Origin of the sequence: Kitasatospora sp. NBC_00240 (assembly GCF_026342405.1) — a bacterium.
GTDB lineage: Bacteria > Actinomycetota > Actinomycetes > Streptomycetales > Streptomycetaceae > Kitasatospora.
Window position 1 is genome coordinate 6,273,885 of the sequence record NZ_JAPEMU010000001.1, and the last position, 26,900, is coordinate 6,300,784.

At 74.6% G+C, this 26,900-nt stretch carries 22 protein-coding genes; 18 read left to right on the forward strand and 4 right to left on the reverse strand.

Annotated elements, in window-relative coordinates:
- The first annotated feature begins 22 nt into the window (after positions 1 to 22).
- Positions 23 to 1,465, forward strand: a complete 1,443-nt coding sequence (locus OG689_RS26740; protein WP_266323414.1) for an aldehyde dehydrogenase family protein — start codon at positions 23 to 25, stop codon at positions 1,463 to 1,465.
- Between the two features lie 98 nt (positions 1,466 to 1,563).
- Here the strand turns inward: OG689_RS26740 and OG689_RS26745 are convergent, their stop codons facing one another.
- The gene (locus tag OG689_RS26745) at positions 1,564 to 2,220 is read right to left on the reverse strand and encodes an NAD(P)H-binding protein (protein WP_266323415.1); all 657 of its coding nucleotides are present in this window, start codon (positions 2,218 to 2,220) and stop codon (positions 1,564 to 1,566) included.
- 42 nt (positions 2,221 to 2,262) lie between these two features.
- Positions 2,263 to 2,718 (reverse strand): MarR family transcriptional regulator, encoded by a 456-nt coding sequence (locus OG689_RS26750; protein ID WP_266323416.1) that lies wholly within the window; start codon positions 2,716 to 2,718, stop codon positions 2,263 to 2,265.
- Between the two features lie 117 nt (positions 2,719 to 2,835).
- Between OG689_RS26750 and OG689_RS26755 the strand changes: the two genes are divergently transcribed.
- The 8 genes from OG689_RS26755 (at position 2,836) to OG689_RS26790 (ending at position 11,293) form a co-directional block, all read left to right on the forward strand.
- Positions 2,836 to 3,762, forward strand: a complete 927-nt coding sequence (locus tag OG689_RS26755; protein ID WP_266323417.1) for an NADP-dependent oxidoreductase — start codon at positions 2,836 to 2,838, stop codon at positions 3,760 to 3,762.
- A 144-nt stretch (positions 3,763 to 3,906) separates the two neighbouring features.
- Positions 3,907 to 4,194, forward strand: a complete 288-nt coding sequence (locus OG689_RS26760) for an antibiotic biosynthesis monooxygenase family protein (RefSeq protein ID WP_266323418.1) — start codon at positions 3,907 to 3,909, stop codon at positions 4,192 to 4,194.
- Between the two features lie 25 nt (positions 4,195 to 4,219).
- Positions 4,220 to 5,530: an aldehyde dehydrogenase family protein gene (locus OG689_RS26765; RefSeq protein ID WP_266323419.1), complete on the forward strand. Its 1,311-nt coding sequence runs from the start codon at positions 4,220 to 4,222 to the stop codon at positions 5,528 to 5,530.
- Between the two features lie 205 nt (positions 5,531 to 5,735).
- Positions 5,736 to 6,965, forward strand: a complete 1,230-nt coding sequence (dxr, locus tag OG689_RS26770; RefSeq protein WP_266323420.1) for a 1-deoxy-D-xylulose-5-phosphate reductoisomerase — start codon at positions 5,736 to 5,738, stop codon at positions 6,963 to 6,965.
- Between the two features lie 70 nt (positions 6,966 to 7,035).
- Positions 7,036 to 8,340, forward strand: a complete 1,305-nt coding sequence (locus tag OG689_RS26775; protein WP_266323421.1) for a site-2 protease family protein — start codon at positions 7,036 to 7,038, stop codon at positions 8,338 to 8,340.
- 139 nt (positions 8,341 to 8,479) lie between these two features.
- Entirely contained in the window at positions 8,480 to 9,640 is a 1,161-nt protein-coding gene (gene ispG / locus OG689_RS26780; protein ID WP_266323422.1) for a flavodoxin-dependent (E)-4-hydroxy-3-methylbut-2-enyl-diphosphate synthase, read from the forward strand.
- Positions 9,641 to 9,770: 130 nt separating this feature from the next.
- A complete protein-coding gene (locus tag OG689_RS26785; protein ID WP_266327455.1) occupies positions 9,771 to 10,646 on the forward strand; it encodes a GNAT family N-acetyltransferase in 876 nt (291 codons plus the stop codon).
- Between the two features lie 71 nt (positions 10,647 to 10,717).
- Entirely contained in the window at positions 10,718 to 11,293 is a 576-nt protein-coding gene (locus OG689_RS26790; RefSeq protein ID WP_266323423.1) for a GNAT family N-acetyltransferase, read from the forward strand.
- Here OG689_RS26790 and OG689_RS26795 read toward each other — a convergent pair.
- Together OG689_RS26795 and OG689_RS26800 are read right to left on the reverse strand one after the other, a co-directional pair.
- Positions 11,266 to 12,189, reverse strand: a complete 924-nt coding sequence (locus OG689_RS26795; RefSeq protein WP_266323424.1) for an aminoglycoside phosphotransferase family protein — start codon at positions 12,187 to 12,189, stop codon at positions 11,266 to 11,268. The genes OG689_RS26790 and OG689_RS26795 overlap by 28 nt on opposite strands.
- Positions 12,190 to 12,283: 94 nt before the next feature.
- Entirely contained in the window at positions 12,284 to 13,459 is a 1,176-nt protein-coding gene (locus OG689_RS26800) for a DUF4439 domain-containing protein (protein ID WP_266323425.1), read from the reverse strand.
- Between the two features lie 285 nt (positions 13,460 to 13,744).
- Between OG689_RS26800 and rimP the strand changes: the two genes are divergently transcribed.
- The 9 genes from rimP to OG689_RS26845 all read left to right on the forward strand — a co-directional run bounded on the left by rimP (position 13,745) and on the right by OG689_RS26845 (position 26,877).
- Positions 13,745 to 14,326 carry a ribosome maturation factor RimP gene (gene rimP / locus OG689_RS26805; protein ID WP_266323426.1) on the forward strand — a complete coding sequence of 194 codons (582 nt, stop codon included), beginning with the start codon at positions 13,745 to 13,747 and terminating at the stop codon, positions 14,324 to 14,326.
- 86 nt (positions 14,327 to 14,412) lie between these two features.
- A complete protein-coding gene (nusA, locus tag OG689_RS26810) occupies positions 14,413 to 15,438 on the forward strand; it encodes a transcription termination factor NusA (protein ID WP_073926559.1) in 1,026 nt (341 codons plus the stop codon).
- A 129-nt stretch (positions 15,439 to 15,567) separates the two neighbouring features.
- On the forward strand, positions 15,568 to 15,816 hold the full coding sequence (locus tag OG689_RS26815; RefSeq protein WP_266323427.1) for a YlxR family protein: 249 nt from the start codon (positions 15,568 to 15,570) through the stop codon (positions 15,814 to 15,816).
- Positions 15,817 to 16,069: 253 nt separating this feature from the next.
- Positions 16,070 to 19,288: a translation initiation factor IF-2 gene (gene infB, locus OG689_RS26820; protein WP_266323428.1), complete on the forward strand. Its 3,219-nt coding sequence runs from the start codon at positions 16,070 to 16,072 to the stop codon at positions 19,286 to 19,288.
- A 136-nt stretch (positions 19,289 to 19,424) separates the two neighbouring features.
- The gene (locus tag OG689_RS26825; protein WP_073926556.1) at positions 19,425 to 19,721 is read left to right on the forward strand and encodes a DUF503 domain-containing protein; all 297 of its coding nucleotides are present in this window, start codon (positions 19,425 to 19,427) and stop codon (positions 19,719 to 19,721) included.
- A 154-nt stretch (positions 19,722 to 19,875) separates the two neighbouring features.
- Positions 19,876 to 20,319 (forward strand): 30S ribosome-binding factor RbfA, encoded by a 444-nt coding sequence (rbfA, locus tag OG689_RS26830; protein WP_073926555.1) that lies wholly within the window; start codon positions 19,876 to 19,878, stop codon positions 20,317 to 20,319.
- Positions 20,320 to 20,321: 2 nt separating this feature from the next.
- Positions 20,322 to 21,458 (forward strand): bifunctional oligoribonuclease/PAP phosphatase NrnA, encoded by a 1,137-nt coding sequence (locus OG689_RS26835; protein WP_266323429.1) that lies wholly within the window; start codon positions 20,322 to 20,324, stop codon positions 21,456 to 21,458.
- Positions 21,459 to 21,551: 93 nt separating this feature from the next.
- Positions 21,552 to 22,481 carry a tRNA pseudouridine(55) synthase TruB gene (gene truB, locus OG689_RS26840; protein WP_190213639.1) on the forward strand — a complete coding sequence of 310 codons (930 nt, stop codon included), beginning with the start codon at positions 21,552 to 21,554 and terminating at the stop codon, positions 22,479 to 22,481.
- Between the two features lie 295 nt (positions 22,482 to 22,776).
- A complete protein-coding gene (locus OG689_RS26845) occupies positions 22,777 to 26,877 on the forward strand; it encodes a S1C family serine protease (protein ID WP_266323430.1) in 4,101 nt (1,366 codons plus the stop codon).
- Positions 26,878 to 26,900: the final 23 nt, after the last annotated feature.

The following is a 26,900-nucleotide window of genomic DNA, read 5'->3' on the forward strand; positions in this document are numbered from 1 at the left end:
CGAGGAGAGGGCCGGTACCACCGTGACCACCACCCATGAGTTCTGGCTGGCCGGCCGTCGGGCGAGCGGCGACGGCGACTTCGAGGTGCGCAACCCGTGGGACGGGCGCCTGGTAGGCAAGGTCGCGGTGCCGTCCGAGGCGCAGGTCGAGGAGGCGCTGGCCGCCGCCCTGGCCGCGCTCCCGGTGTTCGCCGCGACCCCCGCGCACGTGCGCACCGCCGCCCTGGACCACGTCGCCAAGCGGCTGGCCGAGCGTTCCGAGGAGATCGCCCGGCTGATCACCGCCGAGAACGGCAAGCCGATCAAGTGGGCCCGCGGCGAGGTCGGCCGGGCCGTCTCGGTGTTCCGCTGGGCGGCCGAGGAGGCCCGCCGTACCAACGGTGAGACCATGCGACTGGACACCGACCCCGGCGGCACCGGCCGCTTCGCGGTGGTGCGTCGCTTCCCGCGTGGTGTGGTGCTGGGTATCGCCCCGTTCAACTTCCCGCTGAACCTGGTCGCGCACAAGGTCGCCCCGGCGATCGCGGTCGGCGCCCCGATCATCCTCAAGCCGGCCCCGGCGACCCCGCTGTCGGCCCTGGTGCTCGGTGAGATCCTGGCCGAGACCGACCTCCCCGTCGGCGCCTGGAGCGTGCTGCCGGTGCCGAACGAGCGGATGCCCGCGCTGGTCCAGGACAAGCGCCTGCCGGTGATCTCGTTCACCGGTTCGGACAAGGTCGGCTACCAGATCATGGACTCGGTGCCGCGCAAGCACGTCACCCTGGAGCTCGGCGGCAACGCCGCCGCCGTGGTGCTGGCCGACTGGTCCTCGGACGCCGACCTGGAGTGGGCGGCCTCGCGCATCGCGACCTTCGCCAACTACCAGGGCGGCCAGTCCTGCATCTCGGTGCAGCGGGTGATCGCGGACGCGACCGTCTACGACGCGCTGGTCGAGAAGGTCGTGGCCAAGGTGCAGGCGCAGGTCACCGGCGACCCGGAGGACGAGGCCACCGAGGTGGGGCCGCTGGTGGACGAGAACGCCGCCAGGCGGGTGGAGTCCTGGGTGGACGACGCCGTCGCCAAGGGCGCGAAGCTGCTCACCGGCGGGACCCGCGAGGGCGCCTCGTACGCTCCGACGGTGCTCGCCGAGCTGCCTTCGGACGCGATCCTGGCCACCGCCGAGGTGTTCGGCCCGGTGCTGTCGCTGCAGAAGGTGGACGGCACCGACGAGGCGTTCGCGGCCGTCAACGACTCGCTCTTCGGCCTGCAGGCGGGCGTGTTCACGCACGACGTGCAGACCGCCTTCCGGGCGCACCGCGAGCTGGAGGTGGGCGGCGTGATCATCGGCGACGCCCCCTCGTACCGGGCCGACCAGATGCCGTACGGCGGGGTCAAGGACTCCGGCGTCGGCCGTGAGGGCGTCCGGTACGCGATGGACGACTACACCCAGGAGAAGGTGCTGGTGCTCACCGGCCTGGACCTCTGACCCGGCACCTGCGAGGAGCTCGGCTCCTTGACGACGAAGGGGCCCCTGGGCGCCGCCGCGACGGCGTCCAGGGGCCCCCTTCGTCGTCGTTGCGGGTCTCAGTGGAGGGCGGCGACGGCTTCGGCGACCGGGGTGTCCCCGCCGGTCAGTTCCAGGGTGAGGCCGGCCGTGGCCGGTGCGGTGAGCAGCTCGGCGAGGACGGCCGCCACGTCGGCGCGGTCCACGTCGCCGCGGCCGGTGGCGGCGGCCAGGCGGACGCGGCCGGTGCCGGGGCCGTCGGTGAGCCGGCCGGGCCGCAGGATCGTCCAGTCGAGCGCGTCCTGGGCCCGGACGGCGTCGTCGGCCGCGCCCTTGGCCCGCAGGTAGGTCTCGAACACCGGGTCCGCGGGGTACGCGGCGGCGGCGTCGGCGCCCATCGAGGAGACCATCAGGTAGCGGCGTACACCGGCCAGTTCGGCGGCGTCCGCGAGCAGGACGGCGGCGTCGCGGTCGACGGTGAGCTTGCGTTCGGCGCCGCTGCCGGGGCCGGCGCCGGCGGCGAAGACCACCGCGTCGGCGCCGTCGAGCAGGGCGGCGAGTTCGGTGGGGGTGGTCGCCTCCAGGTCGAGCAGCAGCGCTTCGGCGCCGATCCGCTGCAGGTCCTGCGCGTGTTCGGGGCGGCGGACGATCCCGGCGGGCCGGTCGCCGCGTTCGGCGAGCAGCCGCTCCAGGCGCAGCGCGATCTGTCCGTGGCCACCTGCGATGACGGTACGCATGCTGCGACGGTAGCCGGTGCGGGCGTGCGGGGCGCGCAGGGCTCAGCCGGTGGTGTGCGGGAAGGCCCGGTCGAGCAGGCCCTGCAGGGTGCGGCGGTCGTGGTCGTCAAGCTGTTCCAGACCGGGCAGTCCGGCGACGATGTCGGCGCGGATCCGGCGGACGGCGTCCTCGCCCTCGGGGGTGAGCACCACGGTCTTGACCCGGCGGTCGGCGGGGGCGGCCTCGCGGCGTACCAGGCCGCGGGCTTCGAGCCGGTCGACGATGCCGGTGACGTTGGAGGCGTCGCAGCCGAGCAGTTCGGCGAGGGCGCGCATCGGCAGCGGCCGTCCGAGCAGGCTGAGCATCTTGCCCTGGATGAGGGTGAGGCCCTGGCCGGCGGCGACGACGGCGAAGCTGCGGTAGTAGCAGGCGGCGGCGTGGGCGAGGTGTTCCATGAGCCGGTCCGTGCCGGGCGCGGACGGGGCTGCGGGCGCTGGTGGGGGTGTGGTCCGGGTCATGGGTCAAGTCTAGGCCCGATTACTTGACATCTTCAATCATCGAGATCTACCTTCGATTTATTGCTTGATGACCTCAACCATCGAGCCCATCAAATCTTTCTGTTCAGGAGCACCACCATGAAGGCCATCACCTACCGCACCTACGGCAGCCCCGACGTCCTGGAGTACGGCGACGTCCCGGAGCCGAAGCTCGGCGCCGACTCCGTGCTGGTCAGGGTGCGGGCCGCCTCGGTGAACCCGGTCGACTGGAAGATCCAGGCCGGCTACCTCGACAGCGTGATGGACGCCGTCTTCCCGGTCATCCCGGGCTGGGACGTGGCCGGCGTGGTCGAGCGGGTGGGCGTCGGCGTCACCGAGTTCGCCCCCGGCGACGAGGTCATCGGCTACGTCCGCGAGGACATGGTCGGCCGCGGCACCTTCGCCGAGTACGTCGCCGCCCCGGTGCGCACCCTCGCCCGCAAGCCCGCCGCGCTCGGCTTCGAGCAGGCCGCCGGCCTCCCGCTGGCCGGCCTCACCGCCTACCAGGCCCTGACCCGCGCCCTGGAGGTCAAGCCCGGCGAGACCGTCCTGGTGCACGCCGCGGCCGGCGGCGTCGGCTCGCTCGCCGTCCAGATCGCCGTCGCCCTCGGCGCCAGGGTGATCGGCACCGCCGGCGAGCACAACCACGACTACCTGCGCGCACTGGGCGCGGAGCCGGTCACCTACGGCGAGGGCCTGGCCGAGCGGGTCCGCGCGCTGGCCACCGAGGGTGTCGACGCCGTGCTGGACCTGATCGGCGGCGAGGCCCTGCAGCTCTCGCCCGGGCTGCTCGCCGAGGGCGGCCGGATCGCCTCGGTCGCCGACGGCGCCGTGCTGGCCCTCGGCGGCAGCTACGTCTTCGTCCGCCCCGACACCGCCGACCTCACGGCGCTGGCGGAGCTCGCCGACCGCGGGCAGCTGAACGTCGAGGTCGCCGCGACCTTCCCGCTGGAGCGGGCCGCCGACGCGCAGCGCCTGAACGCCGGGGGCCACACCCGTGGCAAGGTCGTCGTCACCGTCGCCTGACGCCCCGCGGCCCGGTCACCCGGCCGGTCGACCGGCTACCGGCCGGTCACCCGGCCCGCCACCCGGACGGCCGTACCGCCCCCGCCGGATCCGCCCGGGCGCCCCGAAGCGCCCGGGCCCCGCACGGAGATCCCTGGAGCACCCATGCCCATCGTCGTCGTCGCCGACTGGCTCGCCGCCCCGGGCCAGGAGCAGCGGGTCGCCGACCTGCTGGTCACCCTGGCCCGCGCCGCCCTCGCCGAGCCCGGCGTGAGCGCCTTCCGCTCGCTCAGGTCGCTGCGCGACCCGGCCGCCTTCGTCGTCCTCGCCGAGTACACGGACCGGGCGGCCGCCGAGGCGCACCGCGCCGGTGACCGCTACCGCGAGCTGGTCCAGGACACCATCGCACCATTGCTCATCGACCGTCAGACCGAGTTCCACACCGAGCTCTGACCCCGGAACCCACGGAGCACCCACCATGACCACGAACTCGCCCGCCGACGTGGTGGCCGGCCTGCGCGCCACCTTCGCCACCGGCCGCACCCGTCCCCTGGACTGGCGGCTCGGCCAGCTCGAAGCGCTGCGCACCCTGCTCACCGAGCAGCGGGAGGCGCTCCAGCAGGCCCTCCACGAGGACCTCGGCAAGGGGCCCGCGGAGGCCTACCGCACCGAGATCGGCTTCACCCTGAACGAGCTCGACCACACCGTGCGGCACCTGGCCGAGTGGCTGCGCCCCAGGCCCGCCGCCGTCCCGGAGGCCTTCCTGCCGGCCGAGGCCCGGGCCGTGCGCGAGCCGCTCGGCGTGGTGCTGGTGATCGCGCCGTGGAACTACCCGCTGCAGCTGGCGCTCGCCCCGCTGGTGGGCGCGCTGGCGGCCGGCAACACCGTGCTGGTCAAGCCGAGCGAGCTGGCGCCCGCCACCTCCGCGGCGATCGCCCGGCTGCTGCCGCACTACCTGGACCCGCAGGCCGTCGCCGTGGTCGAGGGCGCGGTGCCGGAGACCACCGCCCTGCTGGAGCAGCGCTTCGACCACATCTTCTACACCGGCAACGGCGCGGTCGGCCGGATCGTGATGACGGCCGCCGCCCGGCACCTCACCCCCGTCACCCTGGAGCTGGGCGGCAAGAGCCCGGTGGTGGTGGACAGCGGTACCGATCTCGCCGTGACCGCCCGCCGGATCGTCCGGGGCAAGTTCCTGAACGCGGGGCAGACCTGTGTCGCCCCCGACTACGTGCTCGCCGTCGGTGACACCGCCGCCGCACTGGAGGCCGAGCTGGCCGAGGCCGTCCGCGAGGCCTACGGGGAGGACGCCGCCGCCGACCCCGAGTACGGGCGGATCGTGAACACCCGGCACTTCGACCGGCTCACCGCGCTGCTCGGCGACGGCCGTACCGTCACCGGCGGCGGGTACGACCGGGGGAGCCGCTACCTGGCCCCGACCGTGCTGGCCGACGTCTCCCCGCAGGCGCCGGTGATGCAGGCCGAGATCTTCGGCCCGGTGCTGCCGGTGCTGGCCGTCCCCGACCTGGACGCGGCGATCGCCTTCGTCAACGACCGCGACAAGCCGCTGGCGCTGTACGCCTTCACCGAGTCGGCGGCGACGAAGGAGCGGCTGGCCGCGGAGACCTCCTCCGGCGCGCTGGTGTTCGGGCTGCCGGTGTCCCATCTGGCGGTGCCCGAGCTGCCGTTCGGCGGGGTCGGCGAGAGCGGCATGGGCCGCTATCACGGCGAGTACTCGGTGGACACCTTCAGCCACACCAAGGCCGTGCTGGACAAGCCGCTGCACTGAACCCGGCCGGACCGGCACACCACCACGCCACCACGCCACCACACCACCACGCCACCACACCACCACGCCACCACGCCGGCCCGCCGGCCCGCCGGCACACCGGCATCGGGATCGGCTCCGGTGCAGAGTCCCGGCGCCGGTGAAGATCTGCACCCGATCCCGCCCGCCGCGCCACCCGGCGCGGCGGGCAGGTCACAATGGGCGCATGAACTCGCTCGCCCACCCGATGCTGCGCTTCACCCCCACGGTGAAGGACCCCTCCGCCCCCCGGGAGCTGGTGATCCTCGGCTCCACCGGTTCGATCGGCACCCAGGCGATCGACGTGGTGCTGCGCAACCCCGGCCGCTTCCGGGTGGTGGCCCTCTCGGCGGCCGGCGGCCGGGTCGCGCTGCTGGCCGAGCAGGCGCTGCAGCTGGGGGTGCACACCGTGGCGGTCGCCGATCCGGCCGCCGAGCCCGCGCTGCGCGAGGCGCTGGCCGCGAAGGCGGCCGGCCGGCCGCTGCCGGCGATCCTGACCGGCCCGGACGCGGCCACCGAGCTGGCCGGGCTGGAGTGCCACTCCGTCCTGAACGGCATCACCGGGTCGATCGGCCTGCGCCCGACGCTGGCGGCGCTGCGGGCCGGTCGGGTGCTGGTGCTGGCCAACAAGGAGTCGCTGATCGTCGGCGGCCCGCTGGTGAAGGCGCTGGCGAAGCCGGGCCAGATCGTGCCGGTGGACTCCGAGCACACCGCGATCTTCCAGGCGCTGGCGGGCGGCACCCGGGCCGAGGTCCGCAAGCTGGTGGTGACCGCGAGCGGCGGCCCGTTCCGCGGCCGCAGCCGCGAGCAGCTCGCCGCCGTCACCCCCGACGACGCGCTGGCGCACCCGACCTGGGCGATGGGCCCGGTCATCACGATCAACTCGGCGACCCTGGTCAACAAGGGCCTGGAGGTCATCGAGGCGCACCTGCTGTACGACGTGCCGTTCGACCGGATCGAGGTCGTGGTCCATCCGCAGTCGATCGTCCACTCGATGGTGGAGTTCACGGACGGCTCGACGCTGGCCCAGGCCAGTCCGCCGGACATGCGGATGCCGATCGCGCTGGGCCTCGGCTGGCCCGACCGGGTACCGGACGCGGCCCCGGCCTGCGACTGGACGAAGGCCGCCACCTGGGAGTTCTTCCCACTCGACAACGAGGCCTTCCCCGCGGTGGAGCTGGCCCGCGAGGTCGGCCGGCTCGGCGGCACCTCCCCGGCCGTCTTCAACGCCGCGAACGAGGAGTGCGTGGCGGCCTTCCTCAAGGGCCGTCTCGCCTTCACCGGGATCGTGGACACTGTTGCCAAGGTGGTCGCCGAGCACGGGACGCCGGCGTCGGGAACTTCTCTCACCGTCGAGGACGTCCTGCACGCGGAGGACTGGGCCCGCGCCCGGGCCCGCGAGCTGGCGGCCGGCTGACGCGCCGTAGGGACGACATGGACGGTACGGACCCGATGGGTGGACTGAGCGGCATGACGGAGGACCAGCGGTGACGGCAGTGATGTGGGGAATCGGCCTGGTGGTCTTCGCGGTCGGGCTGCTGTTCTCGATCGCCTGGCACGAGCTCGGGCACCTCTCCTGGGCCAAGATCTTCGGCATCCGGGTGCCGCAGTACATGGTGGGCTTCGGCCCGACCGTCTGGTCCCGCAAGAAGGGCGAGACCGAGTACGGCATCAAGGCGGTCCCGCTCGGCGGGTACATCCGGATGATCGGGATGTTCCCGCCCGGCAAGGACGGCCGGATCACCCAGCGCAGCAGCTCGCCCTGGCGTTCCATGATCGAGGACGCCCGGGAGGCCTCCTACGAGGAGCTGCAGGACGGCGACGAGCAGCGGCTGTTCTACACCCGCACGCCGTGGAAGCGCGTCATCGTGATGTTCGCCGGCCCGTTCATGAACCTGATCCTGGCGTTCGGGCTGTTCCTGACCGTGATGATGGGCTTCGGCGTCCAGATGTCCGTCCCGACGGTCAAGTCGGTGTCCCAGTGCGTGGTGCCGGCCAGCCAGCCGACCGACACCTGCCCGGCCGACGCGGCCGCCTCCCCGGCGGCCGCCGCCGGCCTGCGCGGCGGCGACACCGTGGTGTCCTTCGACGGGGACCGGATCCACGACTACGACGAGCTGCAGGCGGACATCCGCAGGTCCGCCGGGAAGACCGTGCCGCTGGTGGTGGTCCGGGACGGGCAGCAGATCACCCTGACCCCGACCATCGGCGTCAACCAGGTCCAGAAGTACGACGGCAGCGGCCTGCCGCTCAAGGGGCAGACGGTGGAGGCGGGCTTCCTCGGCTTCGTCCCGGCCAGCGGGGTGGTCCAGCTGGGCTTCACCGACAGCATCGACCGGATGTACACCACCGCCGAGACCGGCGTGAAGTCGCTGGTGGCCCTGCCGGGCAAGATCCCGGGCCTGTGGCACTCGATCGTCGACGGCACCCCGCGGGACGCCGACTCGCCGATCGGCATGGTCGGCGCGGCCCGGATCGGCGGCGACGTCTTCGCCCTGGAGATCCCGGCCTCCCAGCGGATCGCCTTCATGGTGAACCTGCTGGCGGGCATCAACCTGTCGCTGTTCCTGTTCAACATGCTGCCGCTGCTCCCGCTGGACGGCGGCCACATCGCCGGCGCGCTCTGGGAGTCGGTCCGGCGCCGGATCGCCAGGCTGCTGCGGCGGGCCGACCCGGGCCCGTTCGACGTGGCGAAGCTGATGCCGGCCGCGTACGTGGTGGCGAGCATCTTCATCGGCTTCACCCTGCTCGTCCTGGTAGCCGACCTCGTCAACCCTGTCAAGATCACCTGACGCGCCCCGGCGGGCGGGTGTGCTCCCCGGCCCGCAGGTGCCGTACCGTTGGACGCCGGGTGCGCGTACGTCTGCGCACCCGGCCCGGCCACCGCACCCGGCCGGACCACCCACCTCAACCCCGGGGAACCCTGCGCACATGACCGCGATCTCGCTCGGTATTCCGTCCCTGCCGCTCAAGCCGCTGGCCACCCGCCGCGTCTCGCGGCAGATCATGGTCGGCAACGTTCCGGTGGGTGGCGACGCCCCGATCTCCGTCCAGTCGATGACGACCACGGTCACCGCCGACATCAACGCCACGCTTCAGCAGATCGCCGAGCTGACGGCCTCCGGCTGCCAGATCGTGCGGGTGGCCGTGCCCACCCAGGACGACGCCGACGCGCTGCCGATCATCGCCAAGAAGTCGGGCATCCCGGTGATCGCGGACATCCACTTCCAGCCGAAGTACGTCTTCGCGGCGATCGAGGCCGGCTGCGCGGCGGTCCGGGTGAACCCCGGCAACATCAAGCAGTTCGACGACAAGGTCGGCGAGATCGCCAAGGCCGCCAAGGACGCCGGCGTCCCGATCCGGATCGGCGTCAACGCCGGCTCGCTGGACAAGCGCCTGCTGGAGAAGTACGGCCGGGCCACCCCGGAGGCGCTGGTCGAGTCCGCCCTCTGGGAGTGCTCGCTGTTCGAGGAGCACGACTTCCGCGACATCAAGATCTCGGTCAAGCACAACGACCCGGTCGTGATGATCAACGCCTACCGCCAGCTCGCGGCCGCCTGCGACTACCCGCTGCACCTGGGCGTCACCGAGGCCGGCCCCGCCTTCCAGGGCACCATCAAGTCCGCCGTCGCCTTCGGCGCGCTGCTGTCCGAGGGCATCGGCGACACCATCCGGGTCTCCCTGTCGGCCCCGCCGGCCGAGGAAGTCAAGGTGGGCAACCAGATCCTGGAGTCGCTCAACCTGCGCCAGCGCGGCCTGGAGATCGTCTCCTGCCCGTCCTGCGGCCGCGCCCAGGTCGACGTCTACAAGCTCGCCGAGGAGGTCACCGCCGGCCTGGAGGGCATGGAGGTGCCGCTGCGGGTCGCGGTCATGGGCTGCGTCGTGAACGGTCCGGGCGAGGCCCGCGAGGCCGACCTCGGTGTCGCCTCCGGCAACGGCAAGGGCCAGATCTTCGTCAAGGGCGAGGTCATCAAGACCGTCCCCGAGTCGAAGATCGTCGAGACCCTGATCGAAGAGGCCCTGAAGCTCGCCGAGCTGATGCAGGCCGAGGGCGTCGAGGCCGGCGCGCCCACCGTGGTCGCCGCCGACTGACCCCCGACGTGTCCGCTGCGGGGTCGTCCGTCGACGGACGACCCCGCGGCCGTATCCGGGTGGGGCCACGGAGTAGGGTGCGGCAAGAGTCTTTCAGTGAGGTGCTGTCTCGATGCTCGATCGAGGTGTGATGCTCCCCAGCGCGTTCCAGGCCGCACGCGCCCTGGCGACCACCCGCGTCCTCGACGCCCCGGATCTCCCGGAGACCCTCGGGGTGCTCCACCGGGACCCGGTCGCCAACGCCTTCGTCGCCACCCGGGTGGAGTCCGTCGGGCTCGACCCGTGGCGCCTGGGCGGCGAGATGTGGGGCTGGTACGACGAGAACGGCAGCCTGGAGTCGCTCTGCTACGCCGGGGCCAACCTGGTGCTGGTCAACGCCGGGACGGAGGCCGTCCGGGCGTTCGCCGAACGGGCCCGCCGCCAGGGCCGCCGCTGCTCCTCGATCGTGGGCCCGGCCGGGCCCACCGCGGCCCTCTGGGCCCTGCTGGAGCGCAGTTGGGGCCCGGCCCGCGAGGTGCGCGCCCACCAGCCGCTGATGGCCGCCACCACCCCGGCCGTCGGGGTGACCCCGGACCCGCTGGTCCGCCGGGTGCGCAAGAACGAGGTCGAGGCGGTGATGCCGGCCTGCGTGGCGATGTTCACCGAGGAGGTCGGGGTCTCCCCGCTGGCCGGCGACGGCGGCCTGCTCTACCAGGCGCGGGTCGCCGAGCTGGTCGGCGCCGGGCGCTCGTTCGCCCGGTTCACCGCCGACGGCCAGGTGGTGTTCAAGGCCGAGATCGGCGCCGTCACCCAGGGCGCCTGCCAGATCCAGGGCGTCTGGGTCGCCCCCGAGCACCGGGGCCAGGGCCTGTCGGTCACCGGGATGGCGGCCGTGCTGGACCTCGCCCTGCGGGAGGTGGCGCCGGTGGTCTCGCTCTACGTGAACGACTACAACCTGCGGGCCCGGGCCGCGTACCGGCGGGTCGGCTTCCACGAGGTCGGCGCCTTCATGAGCGTGCTGTTCTGAGGCTGTTCCGAGGCCGTGAGTGGGCTGTTCCGAGGCCCGCCGGGGCACGCCAGGTAGTAACGTCCCGGGGCATGGAGCAGCTCACCGAGGTGATGATCGAGCCCATCGACCTGGCGGCCTGGGCGCCGTACGCGCTGGAGGTCCAGGCGCAGGCCTTCGGGCTGACGGCCGAGGAGGTCGCGGTCCGCCTGCAGATCGTCGGGCGGCACGCCCTGCAGCCCGGTGTGATCGCGCTCGGCGCGATGAGCGGCGGCCGTCTGGTCGGCTTCGGGTACGGGATGCCCAACCACCGTGAGCACTGGTGGAGCACGGTGATCCAGCCGCACCTGGAGGCGCAGGGCCACGGGGACTGGCTGGACGAGGTCTTCGCGGTCACCGAGCTGCACGTGCTGCCGGGCTTCCAGGGGCAGGGCGTCGGGAGCGGGCTGATCAGGCGCCTGTGCGAGGGCTCCGGCCTGCACCGCAGCATCCTGTCGGCGATCGACGCGGAGACCCCGGCCCGGCGGCTGTACCGCTCGCTGGGCTACCGGGACCTCGCGCGCGCGGTGCGCTTCCCGAACACCGACCGGCCGTACGCCGTGATGGGTGCGACGCTGCCGCTGCTGCCGGGGCGGGCGGCTCAGAGCCAGTCCGCGAACTCCAGGTAGAGCTGGGCGGTGGCGGCGTCGCCGGCGTCCAGGCTGTGCAGTCCGGCGGCGACGCTGCGGAACAGGGTCCAGCCGCGCAGCCGGTCGTGGTCGACCTCGACCGCCTCGGCGAGCTGGTGCAGCCGGCGCCGGGCCGCGCCGCGCGGGCCGGGGGAGCCGACCAGGGTGTCCAGCCGGTCCTCGGCGAGCCGGGCCAGGTCGTAGGCGCGTTCGCCGACCAGCGGTCTGGGGTCGATCACCAGCCAGGGCGAGCGGTCGGCGGCCAGCACGTTGCCGTGGTGGAAGTCCCCGTGCAGCAGGAACCGCTCGGTGGCGGAGGCGAGCAGGTCCTCGGCGGTGCTCAGGGCCTCGTCGGCCAGCGGCCGGGTGTCGGCCGCGCCGGGCAGGTCGCGGTGGCGGCGGATGCCCTCGGCGAGCGCGGCCACGCGGTCGGCGACGCCGGTGAACGGGTGGTCGTCGGCCGGCGGCACCCACAGCCGCTGGAGCAGGCTGGTGGCCTCCAGCATGGCCTTGGCCTCGGCCAGCGACCGCAGCGGGATCTCGCCGTGCAGCCGCTCCAGCAGCAGCATCCCCTCGGCGGGTTCGGCCGCCAGCAGCAGGACGGCGCCGCGGCCGGCCCAGTGGGTGAGGGCGGCGTGCTCCTGCTCGGTCTCGGGGGTGATCAGGCCGGCCTTGAGCACGGCCGGGCTGAGGTCGTCCCGGTGGACGTACCCGATCAGGCTGAGCCGGCCGCCCGGGTCCAGGACCCGCTCCAGCGTGAGGTCCCAGCGGTCCAGGTACGTGCCGACGCGCTCCGGCAGGTGCTCCAGCCAGGCCCGGCCGCTCTCGCCGTGCCGGGCGCCGACGCTCCGCGCCAAGTGCTGCGGGACGGTGATTCCCGCTGGTGCTGCCGACATGCTGGCCTTCCGGTCGAACGCTGCCCCCGTGGTACTACCCGTCCATTGTCGGCCATGAACGGGAACCCGCAGGTCAGCGAAGCGGCCGGGTGACTCAGCCGGTCGGGGTGGGGACGGCGGATCCGCTCGGCGATCCGGTGGCGGCCGGCTCGGGCAGGCCGGGGAAGGCGGTGACGGCGGAGCCCCAGCGGCGGGCCTGCAGGGCGGTGCCGCGCAGGGCGTCGGCGGCGGCGACCCGCCGGTCGGCCGGCAGGGCCGCCACCAGCTCCCCGTAGACGTCCGTCAGCCGGGCCTCGATGTGGGCGGCCAGCCGGGCGGCGCCGGCCGCGTCGGCCACCGCGAAGGGCAGCTGGTAGCCGGCGGCGGCCGCGCCGGGGGTGGCGCCCGCACCGGCCAGCAGCCGGCGCCAGGTGTCGCGCCGGGCCTCGTGGGTGGCGAAGGCGGCCCGGGCGTCGGTGCGCTGCTGGTCGTCGGGGAGCCTGGCGCCTACCACCCCGTAGCCGTACACGGCGGCGTGCTCGGCGGCCAGCGCGCTCTGCAGGGCGGTGGCCGTCCCGTCGGGCAGCGGTGCGGCGCTCGCGGCGGGTGCGGCCGTGCCGGTGCCGGTGGCCGTACCGGTCGCTCCGGCCGGGGCGGTGGACCCGGTCGGACCGGCGGCGGGGGAGGTGCTCGCCCCCGCCGTCCCGGCCGGGGAGGCCTCGGCGGTCGGGACGGGCGCGGGGGCGGTCACCGGGGTGGTGTCGCCGAGCGCCGCGGCGTGCAGTGCGTCCGAGGCGGAGACCGCGGCGAGCAGCCGGGCGAGGTCGGGCGAGGCGGCGGGCAGGTCCGCGAGCCTGGCCTGGGCGGTGCGCCGTTCGGCGGCGCCGAGTTCGGCCACGGTGGTGACGGCGGCGGCCGGTTCGGCCGGGGTGGTGGTGCCGCCGGGAGTGCCGGCGGCCGTGCCCGGGGCACCGGGCGAGCCGGTGCCGCCGGCGCCGGTGGGCGCCGCGCTCGGCAACCCCTCGGCGAACGCGGCCCGGTGCCGCAGCAGCTCCGCGCGCAGCGGCCGGAGCTCTCCGGCCCGCCCGGCGCCCGGCCCGGCGATGACGGTGTCGTAGGCGGCGAGCAGGGCGTCGGTGGCCGCCACCGCGCGGGTGCGCACCGGCAGGTCGGGGTCGGTCTGCCGCTGCTCGTCCCGGTCCTCGTGGTGGGAGCCGGTGCAGGCGGTCAGCACCGCGGCGGCGGCGAGCAGCCCGAGGGCCAGGGTGGTCCGTCGGCGGCGGCGCTGCATCGGAGTCTCTCCCGGGTCGTGGGGGAGTGGCTCCACTCCCGATGGCGTGAATGATTACAGAATCCACACCCGCCCGGACACGCTTCGCGGTCCGGGTGCCGGGTGTGACCTTGCTCGCAGTGGCCTTGGGGGGCCTGGGCGGCCGGTCGTCCGGAATCGGTGGTTCGGGGGTTGACCGGATAGGCTTTGGCCCGAGTTGCTGCGATGCGCCCTGCGGGGGAACCCCCCGGAGGCCATGCAGTATGACCTTCTGACAACAGCAGACGCGGCCGAGGAGTCACCCGGATGAGCACCACCCACATCGACCGGCTGCGTGCGTTGCTGGAGCCGCTGGCTGCCGAATCCGGGCTGGACCTGGAGGAGGTCAAGGTCACCCAGGCCGGCAGCCGCCGCCAGGTGCAGATCGACGTGGACGCCGACGGCGGTGTGGACCTCGACGCCATCGCCGACTTCAGCCGCCTGGTCGGCGAGGCGCTGGACGAGTCCGACGTGATGGGCAGCGGCGCGTACGTGCTGGAGGTCGGGTCCCCGGGTGCCGAGCGCACCCTCACCGAGCCCCGCCACTGGCGCCGGGCCGAGGGCCGGCTGGTCAAGGCGCAGCTCGCGGACGGCACCGAGATCGTCGCCCGGGTGCTGTCGTCCGACGAGGACGGCGCGCTGGTCGAGGTGCAGCCGGTGAAGGGCCGCGGGAAGGCCAAGGAGCGCCGTCTGGAGTACACCGAGGTGGCCAAGGCGCGCGTCCAGGTGGAGTTCAACCGCAAGGACGAGAAGCTCCTCGACGAGGCCCCGGACTTCGACGACACCGAGGACGCCGACGACGACACCCACGACGGCAGTGACTCCGAGGACGCCTCCGACGAGGAGTAGTACGACGCCCCGGCGACGGGGACGCGGAGCGACGACCTCCGCACCATCCGCACCATGAACGTGAAGAAGGACGAGGAGGCGTAGCCGTGGACATCGACATGAGCGCCCTGCGTGGGCTGGTTACCGAGAAGAACATTCCGTTCGACCTGCTGGTCGAGTCGATCGAGTCGGCCCTCCTCATCGCGTACCACCGCACCGAGGGCTCGCGCCGCCGGGCGCGCGTCGAGCTGGACCGCAAGAGCGGCCACGTGACGGTGTGGGCGCTGGAGGACGCGACCGAGCTGGACGAGGGCGTCGAGCCCAAGGAGTTCGACGACACCCCGAGCGGCTTCGGCCGGATCGCCGCGAGCACCGCCAAGCAGGTCATCCTGCAGCGGCTGCGGGACGCCGCCGACGACCAGACCTTCGGGGAGTACGCGGGCAAGGAGGGCGACATCGTCACCGGTGTCGTCCAGCAGGGCAACGACCCGAAGAACATCCTGGTCGACATCGGCAAGCTGGAGGCCATCCTGCCTCCGCAGGAGCAGGTGCCGGGCGAGGACTACAAGCACGGCACCCGGCTGAAGTGCTACGTGGTGGCCGTGCGCCGCGGTGTCCGCGGTGCGTCGGTGACGCTCTCGCGCACCCACCCCAACCTGGTGCGCAAGCTGTTCGCGCTGGAGGTTCCGGAGATCGCCGACGGCAGTGTCGAGATCGCCGCGATCGCCCGTGAGGCCGGCCACCGCACCAAGATCGCCGTCTGGTCGCGCCGCCAGGGCCTGAACGCCAAGGGCGCCTGCATCGGCCCGGTCGGCAGCCGGGTCCGCAACGTGATGGCCGAGCTGCACGGCGAGAAGATCGACATCGTCGACTGGTCCGAGGACCCGGCGGAGATGGTCGCCGCGGCGCTGTCCCCCGCGCGGGTGACGAAGGTCGAGATCGTCGACTACAACCAGCGCTCCGCACGGGTGATCGTGCCGGACTACCAGCTGTCGCTGGCGATCGGCAAGGAGGGGCAGAACGCCCGCCTCGCCGCCCGCCTCACCGGCTGGCGGATCGACATCCGGCCGGACACCGAGGGCCAGCCCGAGGGCCGGCCCGAGAACGACGGCCGGGAGCCCGCGGGCGAGTAGGGTCCGCACCGGTCCGAGTCACCGTGCCGTCCCGCCCGGATCGGCGGGGCGGCACCATGTCCCTTCGGAGGGGTAGACTTGCCTTCGTCTGGCCGGACGCATGTCCGAGCACGCCCGGAGCGCACCTGCGTGGGCTGTCGCAAGCGAGCGGCCAAGCACCAGCTGTTGCGTGTCACGGCGATCGAGGGCGTCTGCGTCCCCGATCCCCGCGGCGCACTGCCGGGTAGGGGTGCGCACCTGCACCCCGACCCGACCTGCCTCGACCTCGCGGTCCGCCGCCGGGCGTTCCCCAGGGCCTTCCGGCTCCAGGGCACGCTCGACACGGAGCGGCTCCGCGAGTACGTCGAGGAGCGGGCCGGCGGCACCCCGGCGACCTGAGGCTTCCCTCCGGGCCGCCTGGAGGGGAACGCCGCCCGCTACGGCCGCCGCTCATGCGGCGGAGAACCACCGCAACAAGCACAGTGCGCGTGTATCCGCGCGCCGTGCGATCCAGTCAGGTACCTCGCGATGTGGAAGTAGGTCGAGATTGCGATGAGCACTCGATGAGTACGCGATGAGTACGCGATGGGTACGCCCATGAAGTAGCGACAGTCCGGCGGACGATCACCCCGGACTCATAGACAGGAGTGAAGTGGCTAAGGTCCGGGTTTATGAACTCGCCAAGGAGCTTGGCTTGGAGAGCAAGGCCGTCATGGCCAAGCTCACCGAGCTCGGCGAGTTCGTCCGTTCGGCGTCCTCGACCATCGAGGCACCGGTCGTACGCAAGTTGACTGACGCGCTTGGAGTGGCCCCCACGGGTGGTTCCGCTGCCAAGCCTGGCCCGCGCAAGCCCGCGGCGCCCCAGCCCGCCGGCGGCTCCGCCGCCGGTTCGGCCGCACCCCGCCCGGGTGCCCCCACGCCGGGTCCGCGCCCTGCCGCGACCCCGGGTCCCCGTCCCACCCCGGCTGCCGCCGCGGCTCCCGCCGCCCCGGCCGCCCCCGCCCCGGTGAAGCCGGCCGCCGCTGCTCCGGGCCCGCGCCCGGCGGCGCGTCCCGCCGCCCCGGCGGCCCCGGCCGCTCCCGCGGCCGAGTTCTCCTCGCCGGCTCCCGCCGGTGACGCGGCGCCCGCCGCTCCGGAGCGTCCGGCCGCCCAGGCCGCGCGTCCCGCCGCGCAGGCTCCCGCCGCCGCCACCGGTGCCGGCGCCCGTCCGGGCCCGCGCCCGGCCGGCCCGCGCCCCGGCAACAACCCGTTCACCTCGGGCAGTGCCACCGGCATGGCCCGTCCCGGTGACCGTCGTCCGGCAGCTCCGGGTGCCGCCCGTCCGGGTGCCGGTGCTCCTGGTGCCGACCGTGGCGCTCCGCGTCCGGGCGGCGACCGTGGCCCGCGTCCGGCCGGCGCCCCGGGTGCCGACCGTGGCGCCCCGCGTCCCGGTGGCGACCGCGGCCCGCGTCCCGACGGCCTCGCCGGTGCGCGTCCCGGTGCCGACCGTGGCGCTCCGCGTCCCGGTGGCGACCGTGGCCCGCGTCCGGCCGGCGCCCCGGGTGCCGACCGTGGCGCCCCGCGTCCCGGTGGTGCCCCGCGTCCCGACGGCATGCCGCGTCCGGCCGGTCCGCGTCCGGGTGGGCCCAGCCCGTCCGGCATGCCGCGTCCGAACCCGGGCATGATGCCGCAGCGTCCGGCCGGTCCGGGCCCGCGTCCGGGCCCCGGTGGCCGTGGTCCCGGTGGCCCCGGCGGCCGTCCGGGTGGTCCGGGTGCCGGCGCCGGTGGCGGCGCGCGTCCCGGCTTCGCCGGTCGTGCGGCCGGTCCGGGCTCGCGTCCGGCCGGTGGCGGCTTCGGCGGCCCGCGTCCGGGTGGCGCTCCCGGCGGTGGCGGTGGCGGTGGCTTCGGCCCGCGTCCCGGCGGCTTCGGCGGCCGTCCCGGTGGCCCGGGTGCCCGTGGTGGCACGCAGGGCGCCTTCGGTCGTGGCCCGGGCGGTCGCCCGGCCCGTGCCCGTAAGTCGAAGCGTGCGCGTCGCCAGGAATACGAGTCGATGCAGGCTCCGTCCGTCGGCGGTGTGATGCTGCCCCGTGGCAACGGGACGACCGTCCGGCTGTCGCGCGGCGCCTCGCTGATGGACTTCGCGGAGAAGATCAACGCCAACCCGGCCGCGCTCGTCTCGGTGATGTTCAACCTCGGTGAGATGGTCACGGCGACGCAGTCGGTCTCCGACGCGACGCTGGAGATGCTGGCCCAGGAGATGGGCTTCGTTCTCGAGATCGTCAGCCGTGACGACGAGGACCGTGAGCTGCTGGAGTCGTTCGACATCGACTTCGGTGCCGACGAGGGCGACGAGGACGAGCTCATGCCTCGCCCGCCGGTCGTCACCGTCATGGGTCACGTCGACCACGGTAAGACCCGCCTGCTGGACGCCATCCGCAAGACCAACGTGGTGGCCGGCGAGGCCGGTGGCATCACCCAGCACATCGGTGCCTACCAGGTGTCGGCGACGGTGAACGGCGAAGAGCGTCCGATCACCTTCCTCGACACCCCGGGTCACGAGGCGTTCTCCGCCATGCGTGCCCGTGGTGCCAAGTCCACCGACATCGCGATCCTGGTGGTCGCGGCCAACGACGGTGTCATGCCGCAGACGGTCGAGGCGTTGAACCACGCCAAGGCCGCCGGTGTGCCGATCGTGGTCGCGGTCAACAAGATCGACGTCGAGGGCGCGGACCCGGTCAAGGTCCGCGGCCAGCTGACCGAGTTCGGTCTGGTGGCGGAGGAGTACGGCGGCGACACCATGTTCGTCGACATCTCCGCGCGTCAGGGTCTGCACATCGACCAGCTGCTCGAGGCCGTCGTCCTCACCGCCGACGCCTCGCTCAACCTGGTGGCCAACCCCGAGCAGGACGCGCAGGGTATCGCCATCGAGGCCCACCTCGACAAGGGCCGCGGCGCCATGGCGACCGTCCTCGTGCAGCGTGGAACGCTGCGCGTCGGCGACTCCATCGCCGTCGGTGACGCGCACGGCCGCGTCCGCGCCATGCTGGACGAGAACGGCAAGAACGTCGCCGAGGCGGGTCCGTCCCGTCCGGTGCTGCTCCTCGGTCTCACCTCGGTGCCCCGCGCCGGCGACAGCTTCATCGTCGTCGACGACGACCGCACCGCGCGTCAGATCGCCGAGAAGCGCTCGACGCGTGACCGCAACGCCATGTTCGCCAAGCGCCCGATGCGGGTCTCCCTGGAGAACCTGGACCAGGCGATCGCGGCCGGCGGCGTGCAGCAGCTCAACCTCATCGTCAAGGGCGACGTCTCCGGTTCCGTGGAGGCCCTTGAGGACGCACTCGTCAAGCTCGACGTGGGCGACGAGGTCGAGCTCCGGATCCTGCACCGCGGTGTGGGTGCCATCACCGAGTCCGACGTGGACCTGGCGATGGGCTCGGACGCCATCATCATCGGCTTCAACGTGCGCGCCGAAGGCCGTGCCCGTACCGCGGCCGACAAGGAAGGCGTGGACGTCCGGTACTACTCGGTCATCTACCAGGCGATCGAGGAGATCGAGGCGGCCCTCAAGGGTCTGCTCAAGCCGGAGTACGAGGAGGTGCGCCTCGGTTCCGCGGAGATCCGCGAGGTGTTCCGCTCCTCCAAGTTCGGCAACATCGCGGGTGTCATCGTCCGCGAGGGCCTGCTGCGCCGCAACGCCAAGGCTCGCCTCATCCGCGACGGCAAGCTCATCACGGAGAACCTCACCATCGAGGGCCTGCGTCGTTTCAAGGACGACGCGACCGAGGTCCGCGAGGGCTTCGAGGCCGGTGTGACCCTCGGGTCGTTCAACGACATCAAGGTCGACGACGTCATCGAGACCTACGAGATGCGCGAGAAGCCGCGCGCGTAAGCGAGTGGTCGGTCCGGGGCCGGTCGACGGGAAATTTCCCGTCGACCGGCCCCGGTCCACTGTGTAGGGTCCTCGTACATCAGCCCGGTCGCCGGGCTGCTCCCCGAGGCCTTCAGGTCGGCTTGACCTGTCACACATGTTCGTAGGAACACTCACGTTCGACCTTCTGCTCGGCGACGTCCACTCGCTGAAGGAGAAACGCTCGGTCGTGCGGCCCATCGTGGCCGAGCTGCAGCGCAAGTACAGCGTGTGCGCGGCGGAAGTAGGGAACCAGGATCTGCACCGCAGGGCCGAGATCGGCGTCGCGGTGGTGTCCGGCGAAGCCGGGTTCGTCACCGAGATCCTGGACAGCTGCGAGCGGTTGGTCGCCGGCCGTCCCGAGGTGCAGCTGCTCTCCGCGAGGAGGCGCTACCACGGTGACGACGACGACTGAGATCCGCAGTGAGGCCGGCGGAAGTCGCCACTCTCACACAGATCAGGACCGAGAGCGCCCACAAGGCTGGGCGCGGGCCGGTACGTTGGGGCGTGGGCCCCTGAGGGTGAGCTGTCGACCCCCGCGTACCGGGCCCACTGCACGAGGAGGCAACGTGACCGACAAGGCAAGGGCGCGCAAGCTCGCCGACCGCATCCAGGTGGTGGTCGCCGAGACCCTGCAGCGGCGGGTCAAGGACCCGCGACTGGGCTTCGTGACCATCACCGACACCCGGGTGACCGGTGACCTGCGTGAGGCCACCATCTTCTACACGGTCTACGGCGACGAGACCGAGCGCCAGGCCGCGGCCGCCGGGCTGGAGAGTGCCAAGGGCATCCTCCGCAGCACCGTCGGCAAGGAGACCGGGGTGCGCCACACCCCGTCGCTGACCTTCGTCGCGGACGCTCTGCCGGACAACGCCCGCAACATCGACGACCTGCTCGACCGGGCCCGGCAGATCGACGCCGAGGTGCGCACCACGGCGACCGGGAAGACGTACGCCGGAGAGGCGGACCCGTACAAGGTCCCCGCCTCCGAGCGTGACGACGAGGACGAGTAGTCATGGCCGGCGAGCCGGCGGTGGCCGGCTCCGTGGTGAGCACGGCAGCGGTGAGCGCGGCGGAAGCCGGCGGGACCTCGGGGGCGTCCTCCACCAGTACGGTGGAGGGTGCCCTCGCGGTGCTTCCGGGCCCGCGCGCCGAGGTACCGGGCTTCGAGCTGGTCTGGCAGCAGGTCGTGGCGGAGATCGGGCGCGCCCGCTCCATCGACCTGATCTGCCACATCTGCCCCGACGGTGACGCGCTGGGCTCGGCCCTCGCGGCCGGCCTCGCGCTGCGCTCGCTGGGCCACCAGGTGCGGGTCTCCTTCGGGGACGACCCGCAGGTCGTCCCCGAGTCGCTGGCCTTCCTGCCCGGGCAGGAGCTGATCGTCCCGGCCGCCGACGTCCCCGACGTCCCCGACCTGGTGCTCTGCTTCGACGTGGCCTCCGAGGGGCGGCTGGGTCTGCTCCATGCCAAGGCCTTCGCCGCGCCCGTGCTGGCCGTCATCGACCACCACGCCTCCAACCCGGGTTTCGGCACCCACCAGCTGATCGACCCGACGGCGCCCGCCACGGCCGTCCTGGTGGACGAGCTGCTGCGGCGCCTGGGCGTCCCGCTGGACCAGGACCTGGCGACCTGCCTGTACACGGGCGTGGCCACCGACACCGGCTCCTTCAAGTACGCCGCCACCACCCCCGCCACCCACGAACTCGCCGGCCGGCTGCTGGCCACCGGCATCCGGCACGACCTGATCTCCCGGCAGCTCTGGGACACCTCCTCCTTCGGCTACCTCAAGGTCCTCGCCGGCGCGCTGCAGCGCGCGGTCTACGAGCCGGACGCGGCCGGCGGCCTCGGTCTGGTGTGGACCTGGGTCCCCTACGAGGATCTGGCGCTGTTCAGCGTCACCGTCGAGGAGATCGAGGGCCTGATCGACATCCTCCGCCGCCCGGCCGAGGCCGAGGTCGCGCTCGTCCTCAAGCAGGATCCGGACGGCACCCTGCGCGGCTCCTCGCGGTCCAAGGGCGCGGTGGACGTCGCCCGCGCCTGCGGCGAGCTCGGCGGCGGCGGACACACCTTCGCGGCCGGTTTCTCCACCCGGGAGGACGTCGAGAGCGTGGTGGCCCGGTTCCGGGCGGCTTTGCGCCCGGCCGGCGGGTGAGCGGCCGGACCGTACGCCCGCTGCCGGGAGTCCCGGCGCCGAACGCCTGTCGTCGCATGTCCGCTGTTGCACGTCCGCTGGAGAAATGAACCGATGAAGCGCAAGGGAACCGGCCCCGACGGCCTGGTCATCGTCGACAAGCCGGAGGGCATCACCTCGCACGGGGTGGTGGCCAAGATGCGGTGGCTGGCCGGCACCCGCAAGGTCGGACACGCCGGGACGCTGGACCCGATGGCCACCGGCGTGCTGGTCATCGGCGTCGAGCGGGCCACCCGGCTGCTCGGCCACCTGATGCTCACCGCCAAGACCTACGAGGCCACGGTGCGGCTCGGCCAGAACACCGTCACCGACGACCGCGAGGGCGAGGTCACCTCCTCGACCCCCGCGACCGGGGTGACCCGGGAGGCGGTGGACGCCGGTGTCGCCAAGCTGACCGGCGAGATCATGCAGGTGCCGTCCAAGGTCAGCGCCATCAAGATCGACGGCAAGCGCTCGTACACCCGGGTGCGCGAGGGCGAGGACTTCGAGATCCCCGCCCGCGCCACCACCATCCACTCCTTCACCGTTCACGGGCTGCGCGAGGCGGTGGCCGAGGACGGGACGCCGGTGGTCGACCTCGACGTCACGGTGGAGTGCTCCTCCGGCACCTACATCCGGGCCCTGGCCCGCGACCTCGGCGCGGACCTCGGCGTCGGCGGGCACCTGACCGCGCTGCGCCGCACCCGGGTCGGCCCTTACTCGGTCGAGTCCGCGCGCACGCTGGAGCAGCTGGAGGACGCGGCCAAGGGCGAGGCCGCCACCGGCCTGCCTGTGCTGCCGATCGGCGAGGCCGCCGCGGCGGCCTTCCCCCGCTGGGACATCGACGCCGACCAGGCCAAGCTGCTCGCCAACGGCATGAAGCTGAAGGCGCCCGGGCTCGGGGTGGAGGGCCCGGTCGCGGTCTTCGGTCCGGAGGAGCGCTTCCTCGCGCTGGTCGAGGAGAAGGGCGGCTACGCCCGCCCGGTCGCCGTCTTCGTCGGCTGACGAGGGCCGCACCGGCCCGCCGCCGCTGCGCCCACTGCGGTTCCCCCGAGGAAGCCCGTACGCGTGTCCTGTCCGCGTACGGGCTTCCGGCGTTTCCGGGGCAGGTCTGCTCCCGCCCGTCCGCCGGCGGCCCGGCACTCACCCGGACAGGCGAGCGCGCGAGGTGAACCGGGGTGGTGAACGGCGCGTGCGGGGTCGCGCGGGCACAGGGGCGGGCAGGCTCCGGGCGGCCGGGCACGACGGCCGGGACAGGCCTCTCCGGGGCCCGCCCGGCCCTGCGGGAAGGGCGGCGCGAATGACGGGTGGCCGGGGCGGCGGAGCGGCCGCGGAGCCGGGGCGGGCCCTGCTGCGGATCCACGACCTGAACGGCGGCCTGCGCGGCCTCGGCTTCGTCGCCGACCCGCAGGGCACCGTCCTCACCGCGCACGAGGTGGTGGCCGGCCTCGACCGGGTGGTCCTGCACCTCCCCGGCGGCCAGACCCGGGTGCTCGGTGCGGACAGCGTCCTGCCGCTGCCCGGCTCCGGGCTCGCGCTGCTGAGCACCGCCGCCGTCGGCGGGCTGCCGCTGCCCGCGCTCCCGATCGCCGCCCCCGAGGCCGGGCGGCCCGGCGCCGTACCGGGCCTGCCCGGCGGGCCCGGCCCCGCGCCCGCGCCGACCGGCCGCCCGGTCACGGTGCTGTCCCTCCCCGTCGGGCAGCAGAGGCCCGCACCGCTCCCCGGCGGGGTGCTGGGCACCACCGCCGCGATGTACGCCTGGAGCGGGGGGTTCCAGGTGATCGGGGGAGCCCTGCTACTGGATCTGCCGCAGCCGGACGGCCCACCGACGGCCGGCGCGCCCGTGCTCGACGCGGGGAGCGGCGCCGTCCTCGGCGTCCTCGCCCCCGGGCTGCGCGGCCCGTACCCGCCCGAGGAGCACCCCGCCACGGCCCTCGCCGTCGTACCGGACGCGAGCGACCCCGAGCTGGCCGGACTGCTCGCCCGGAACGCGGCCGGGGTGCCCGGCTTCGGGCGGGCGCTCAACCTCGGCGGGGTGCTCCGACTGACCGCCGTCCAGCTGGCCGTGGCGAGCGCCGGCCCGGGCGCGGTCGCCGACCTCGCCGCCGACCGGGTGGACCGGCCGGACGGGCTGGTCGGGGAGGAACCGCAGGCCACCGTCACCGTCCTGGTCGGCGTGCCGGGCAGCGGACGCACCACCGAACTTGCCGCGCTGGCCCTCCGGCGGGCCGGCGGGGCCCGCCCGCTGCCCACGCTCTGGCTGCGCGGGGCCGATCTGCGGCCCGCCGACCGCACCCTCGCCGAACCCGTCGGTCGGGCCCTGGAGCACGCCACCCGGCTGCTGGCCGCCGAACTGCCCGGCGTCGAGCACGGCCCCGACCCCGACGAGGTGGCCCGGCTCTGTTCGGCGGCGCATCGGCCGCTGCTGGTGGTGCTGGACGGCCCCGAGGAGGCCCCCGTACCGCTCGACGCGGCCTGGCTGCGGGCCGCCACCGACTGGCTGGAGGCCTGCGGGGCCCGGCTGCTCACGGCCTGCGGCGCGGACGCCTGGGAGCAGCTGGCGCCCGTCGCCGAGCAGGTCCTCGCCGGGGCGGCCGACCCGGCCGCTCCGGGCACCCGGGCCTCTTCGGGTGCCCGGGCCGGCGAGCCGGCCGACCCGCCCCGGGTGCACCGCCTCGGCGCGCTGCCAGCCGAGGCGGCCGACCGGGCCCGCCGCCGCTACGGCCTGCCCGCCGGGCGGGCCGGCGTCGACGCCCGGCACCCGCTGGCGCTGCGGCTGGCGGGGGAGCTCCGGGCGGCCGGCCTGGCGGGGGAGGCCGGCACGCGCGGCGACCTGTTCGCCGGGTTTCTCGACCTGCGCTGCCTGGCCGTGGCCCGCCGGATCGCGGACGCCTCGGCGCCCCGCCGGCCGGGCGGCGCGCACCGCCGGGGCGGGCCGCCGCCGGCCGGCGAGGAGACCGGGCGACTGCGCAGGCTCGCCTCGGCGGTGGCGGGGCGGGTGCACGAGGCCGCCCGGCGGATGCTCGGCCCGGGGCACGGCGGGCTCGACCGGGAGGCGTTCGAGGAGCTGTTCCCGGTGGCCGGCGGGTGGGCGGCGGCGGTGCTGGCCGAGCGGCTGTTCGTGCCGGCCGGCCAGGGCTACCGGCCGGCCCATGAGGAGTTCTCGGACTGGCTGCAGGGGCTGCACCTGGACCTGGACGCGGCCCTGCGGCTGCTGCTGGCCGAGCCGGCCGGGCCGCCGCCGGGCGCCATGGGCGGGCCTGGCGCCTTCGGACGGGACGAGCCGGGCGCCTTCGGGGACCTGGGCGCCGAGGGCCGGTGCAGCGGGGACCTGGGTGCCGGGGACGGGGGCGCCGGGAACCGGGGCGCCGGGGAGTTCGGCACCGAGGACCTGGGCGCCTTCGGGCGGGACGGGCGCGGGCCCGCCCGGGAGGTGTTCGGGCCGGGTGGCCCCCGGCCCGGGGGCGGCCCGGCGGAGCAGCGGACCGAACAGCGGGCGGACCGGTGGGCGGAGCATCGAGCAGCGGCCGACCCGGGCGCCGCGGACCAGGGCCCCACGGCGTACCGTCCGGGCGACCGCGGGCCGGCGGAGGGACCGCCCGAGGCGTCCGGCCGCTCGGGCCCGACGGACGCACCCGGACGGGCCGACGAACGGGCGGACAGATGGGCCGACGGACGGGCCGAGGGGCCGGTGGAGGGGCCGCCGGAAGGCCCGGGCCCGGTGCTGGTCGCCCGGCACCGGGCCGGGCCGGTGGCGGCCGCCCTGCGCACCCTCGGCGAGGACCGGGGAGCGTCCGCGCTGGACCCGTGGCTCCACCGGCTCTGCCGGGCGCTGGAGCTCGGGCCGCCCGGCGGCGAGGCCTCCTGGTGGGCCGGGCGGCTGCTGGCCGCCGCTCTGGCCGGCCCGGAGCCCGCCGCCCACGGCCCCCTGCTGGCCGGGCTGGCCGACCGGATCGCCGAACGGGCCTGCGCGGACGGCGTGCCGGACCTGGCGGCCACCGGGTACGGCCGGTTCGGGCCGGACTTCTGGCTCGGCCTCGGACTGCCGCCCGGCACCGAACTGGACCTGCTGCGCCGCCTGGTGCGCGCCGACGGTCCCGGGCAGCGCTTCCTGGCGGCCGCCGCCCGGCGGCTGCGCGCCGACCCGGCCGGGGTGATCCCGCTGGTCTGCGCCTGGTTCGACGACCTCGGGGGCCTGCCGGCCCGGCCGGGGAGCACCGTCGCGGACCTCGCCCACGACCTGCTGCACACCCACCGCAGCCTCGCGCTGGACGACCTGACGGACCGTCTCGTGGACGTCGCCCACCCCAGGGCCGACGCCCTGCTGCTGGTGCTCGCCGCGGACGAGCCCTCCGCCCTCTGCCGGGCCGTCGACCGCTGGAGCCACGATCCCCGCCCGGAACGCCATGTGGCGGCCGCCGTGCACGCCCTGCGGGCCGCCCCGCACGCCCGGGGCGCCGGCGCCGAACTGCTGCGCCACACCGCGCTGGCGCTGCTGGCCCGGGAGGACGAACCGACGCTGCACGGGGCCGCGCTGGCGCTGCTGGTCCGCGCGCCGGCGACCCGCGCCGCCTACCTGTCGCAGGCCTTGGCCGGGTACGTCGGCGGCGATCCCTTCGTCACTGCGGACGTGCTGGGGCCGGCGCTGGAGAGCCACCCGGGCGAGGTGCTGGCCGCCTTCGCCGAGCGGCTCCCGCGGCCGGGCGCCGCGGTGGCCGAGGGGCTGCGGGTGCTGGCGGGGGCGGCCGCGCCGGAGGTGCTCCGGCGCGGCGCCGAGCTGGCCGGGGCGCTGCTGAGGGAGCGTCCGGAGCGGGCCGGCCTGGTCGCCGGCGAGTATCTGGAGGGCCGGCTGCGCGGGCTCCCCGGCCTGCCGGGGGCGCCCGCGGACCTCCGGGCCCTGCTGGACGGCGTGCTGACGGCCCGACCGGCCGTGCGGCGGGTGTTCGCCGAGGTGCTGGCCGCCGCAGGCGGGCCCGCGCGGGCGGAGCTGCTGGCCGCCCTGCTGGCCGCCGAGAGCGACCCGGTGGTGCTGACCGCGGCGCTGGAGCGGTTGGCCGAGCACTGCGCCGGCCACGACGAGGGCCGGGCCCGTGAGGTGGTCGCCGGTGCCTGCGCCGCGCTGCTGGAGGCGGACGAGGTGCTGGTGCGGTGCGCCGGGCGCTCGGCGGCCTTCGCCCTGCTGCTCGCGCGGTGGCCGGACGAACACGCACCACCGCTGCCGGACGGGCCGCGGCTGGCCCGGATGCGGGCCCTGGTGGCGGCCGGGCGGGACCCGCAGTACGCCGCCGCCGAGGCGGAGCGGGAGACGGGACCGGCCGGGCAGCCGGCCGGCGTGCGGCCGCCGCGGCGGCGAACCGGCCTTCCGGTGCCGGAGCAGGGGCGGGCGCATGGCACGCTATAGGGGTTCGGATGTGAGCGTTTGAG

What these genes read in the sequence shown, in the direction of transcription:
- OG689_RS26745 (WP_266323415.1), bottom strand. Translation starts at nt 2,220, where the DNA reads ATGCGTACCGTCATCGCAGGTGGCCACGGACAGATCGCGCTGCGCCTG.
- OG689_RS26750 (WP_266323416.1), bottom strand. Translation starts at nt 2,718, where the DNA reads ATGACCCGGACCACACCCCCACCAGCGCCCGCAGCCCCGTCCGCGCCC.
- OG689_RS26755 (WP_266323417.1), top strand. Translation starts at nt 2,836, where the DNA reads ATGAAGGCCATCACCTACCGCACCTACGGCAGCCCCGACGTCCTGGAG.
- OG689_RS26760 (WP_266323418.1), top strand. Translation starts at nt 3,907, where the DNA reads ATGCCCATCGTCGTCGTCGCCGACTGGCTCGCCGCCCCGGGCCAGGAG.
- OG689_RS26765 (WP_266323419.1), top strand. Translation starts at nt 4,220, where the DNA reads ATGACCACGAACTCGCCCGCCGACGTGGTGGCCGGCCTGCGCGCCACC.
- dxr (WP_266323420.1), top strand. Translation starts at nt 5,736, where the DNA reads ATGAACTCGCTCGCCCACCCGATGCTGCGCTTCACCCCCACGGTGAAG.
- ispG (WP_266323422.1), top strand. Translation starts at nt 8,480, where the DNA reads ATGACCGCGATCTCGCTCGGTATTCCGTCCCTGCCGCTCAAGCCGCTG.
- OG689_RS26785 (WP_266327455.1), top strand. Translation starts at nt 9,771, where the DNA reads ATGCTCCCCAGCGCGTTCCAGGCCGCACGCGCCCTGGCGACCACCCGC.
- OG689_RS26790 (WP_266323423.1), top strand. Translation starts at nt 10,718, where the DNA reads ATGGAGCAGCTCACCGAGGTGATGATCGAGCCCATCGACCTGGCGGCC.
- OG689_RS26795 (WP_266323424.1), bottom strand. Translation starts at nt 12,189, where the DNA reads ATGTCGGCAGCACCAGCGGGAATCACCGTCCCGCAGCACTTGGCGCGG.
- OG689_RS26800 (WP_266323425.1), bottom strand. Translation starts at nt 13,459, where the DNA reads ATGCAGCGCCGCCGCCGACGGACCACCCTGGCCCTCGGGCTGCTCGCC.
- rimP (WP_266323426.1), top strand. Translation starts at nt 13,745, where the DNA reads ATGAGCACCACCCACATCGACCGGCTGCGTGCGTTGCTGGAGCCGCTG.
- OG689_RS26825 (WP_073926556.1), top strand. Translation starts at nt 19,425, where the DNA reads ATGTTCGTAGGAACACTCACGTTCGACCTTCTGCTCGGCGACGTCCAC.
- OG689_RS26835 (WP_266323429.1), top strand. Translation starts at nt 20,322, where the DNA reads ATGGCCGGCGAGCCGGCGGTGGCCGGCTCCGTGGTGAGCACGGCAGCG.
- truB (WP_190213639.1), top strand. Translation starts at nt 21,552, where the DNA reads ATGAAGCGCAAGGGAACCGGCCCCGACGGCCTGGTCATCGTCGACAAG.
- OG689_RS26845 (WP_266323430.1), top strand. Translation starts at nt 22,777, where the DNA reads ATGACGGGTGGCCGGGGCGGCGGAGCGGCCGCGGAGCCGGGGCGGGCC.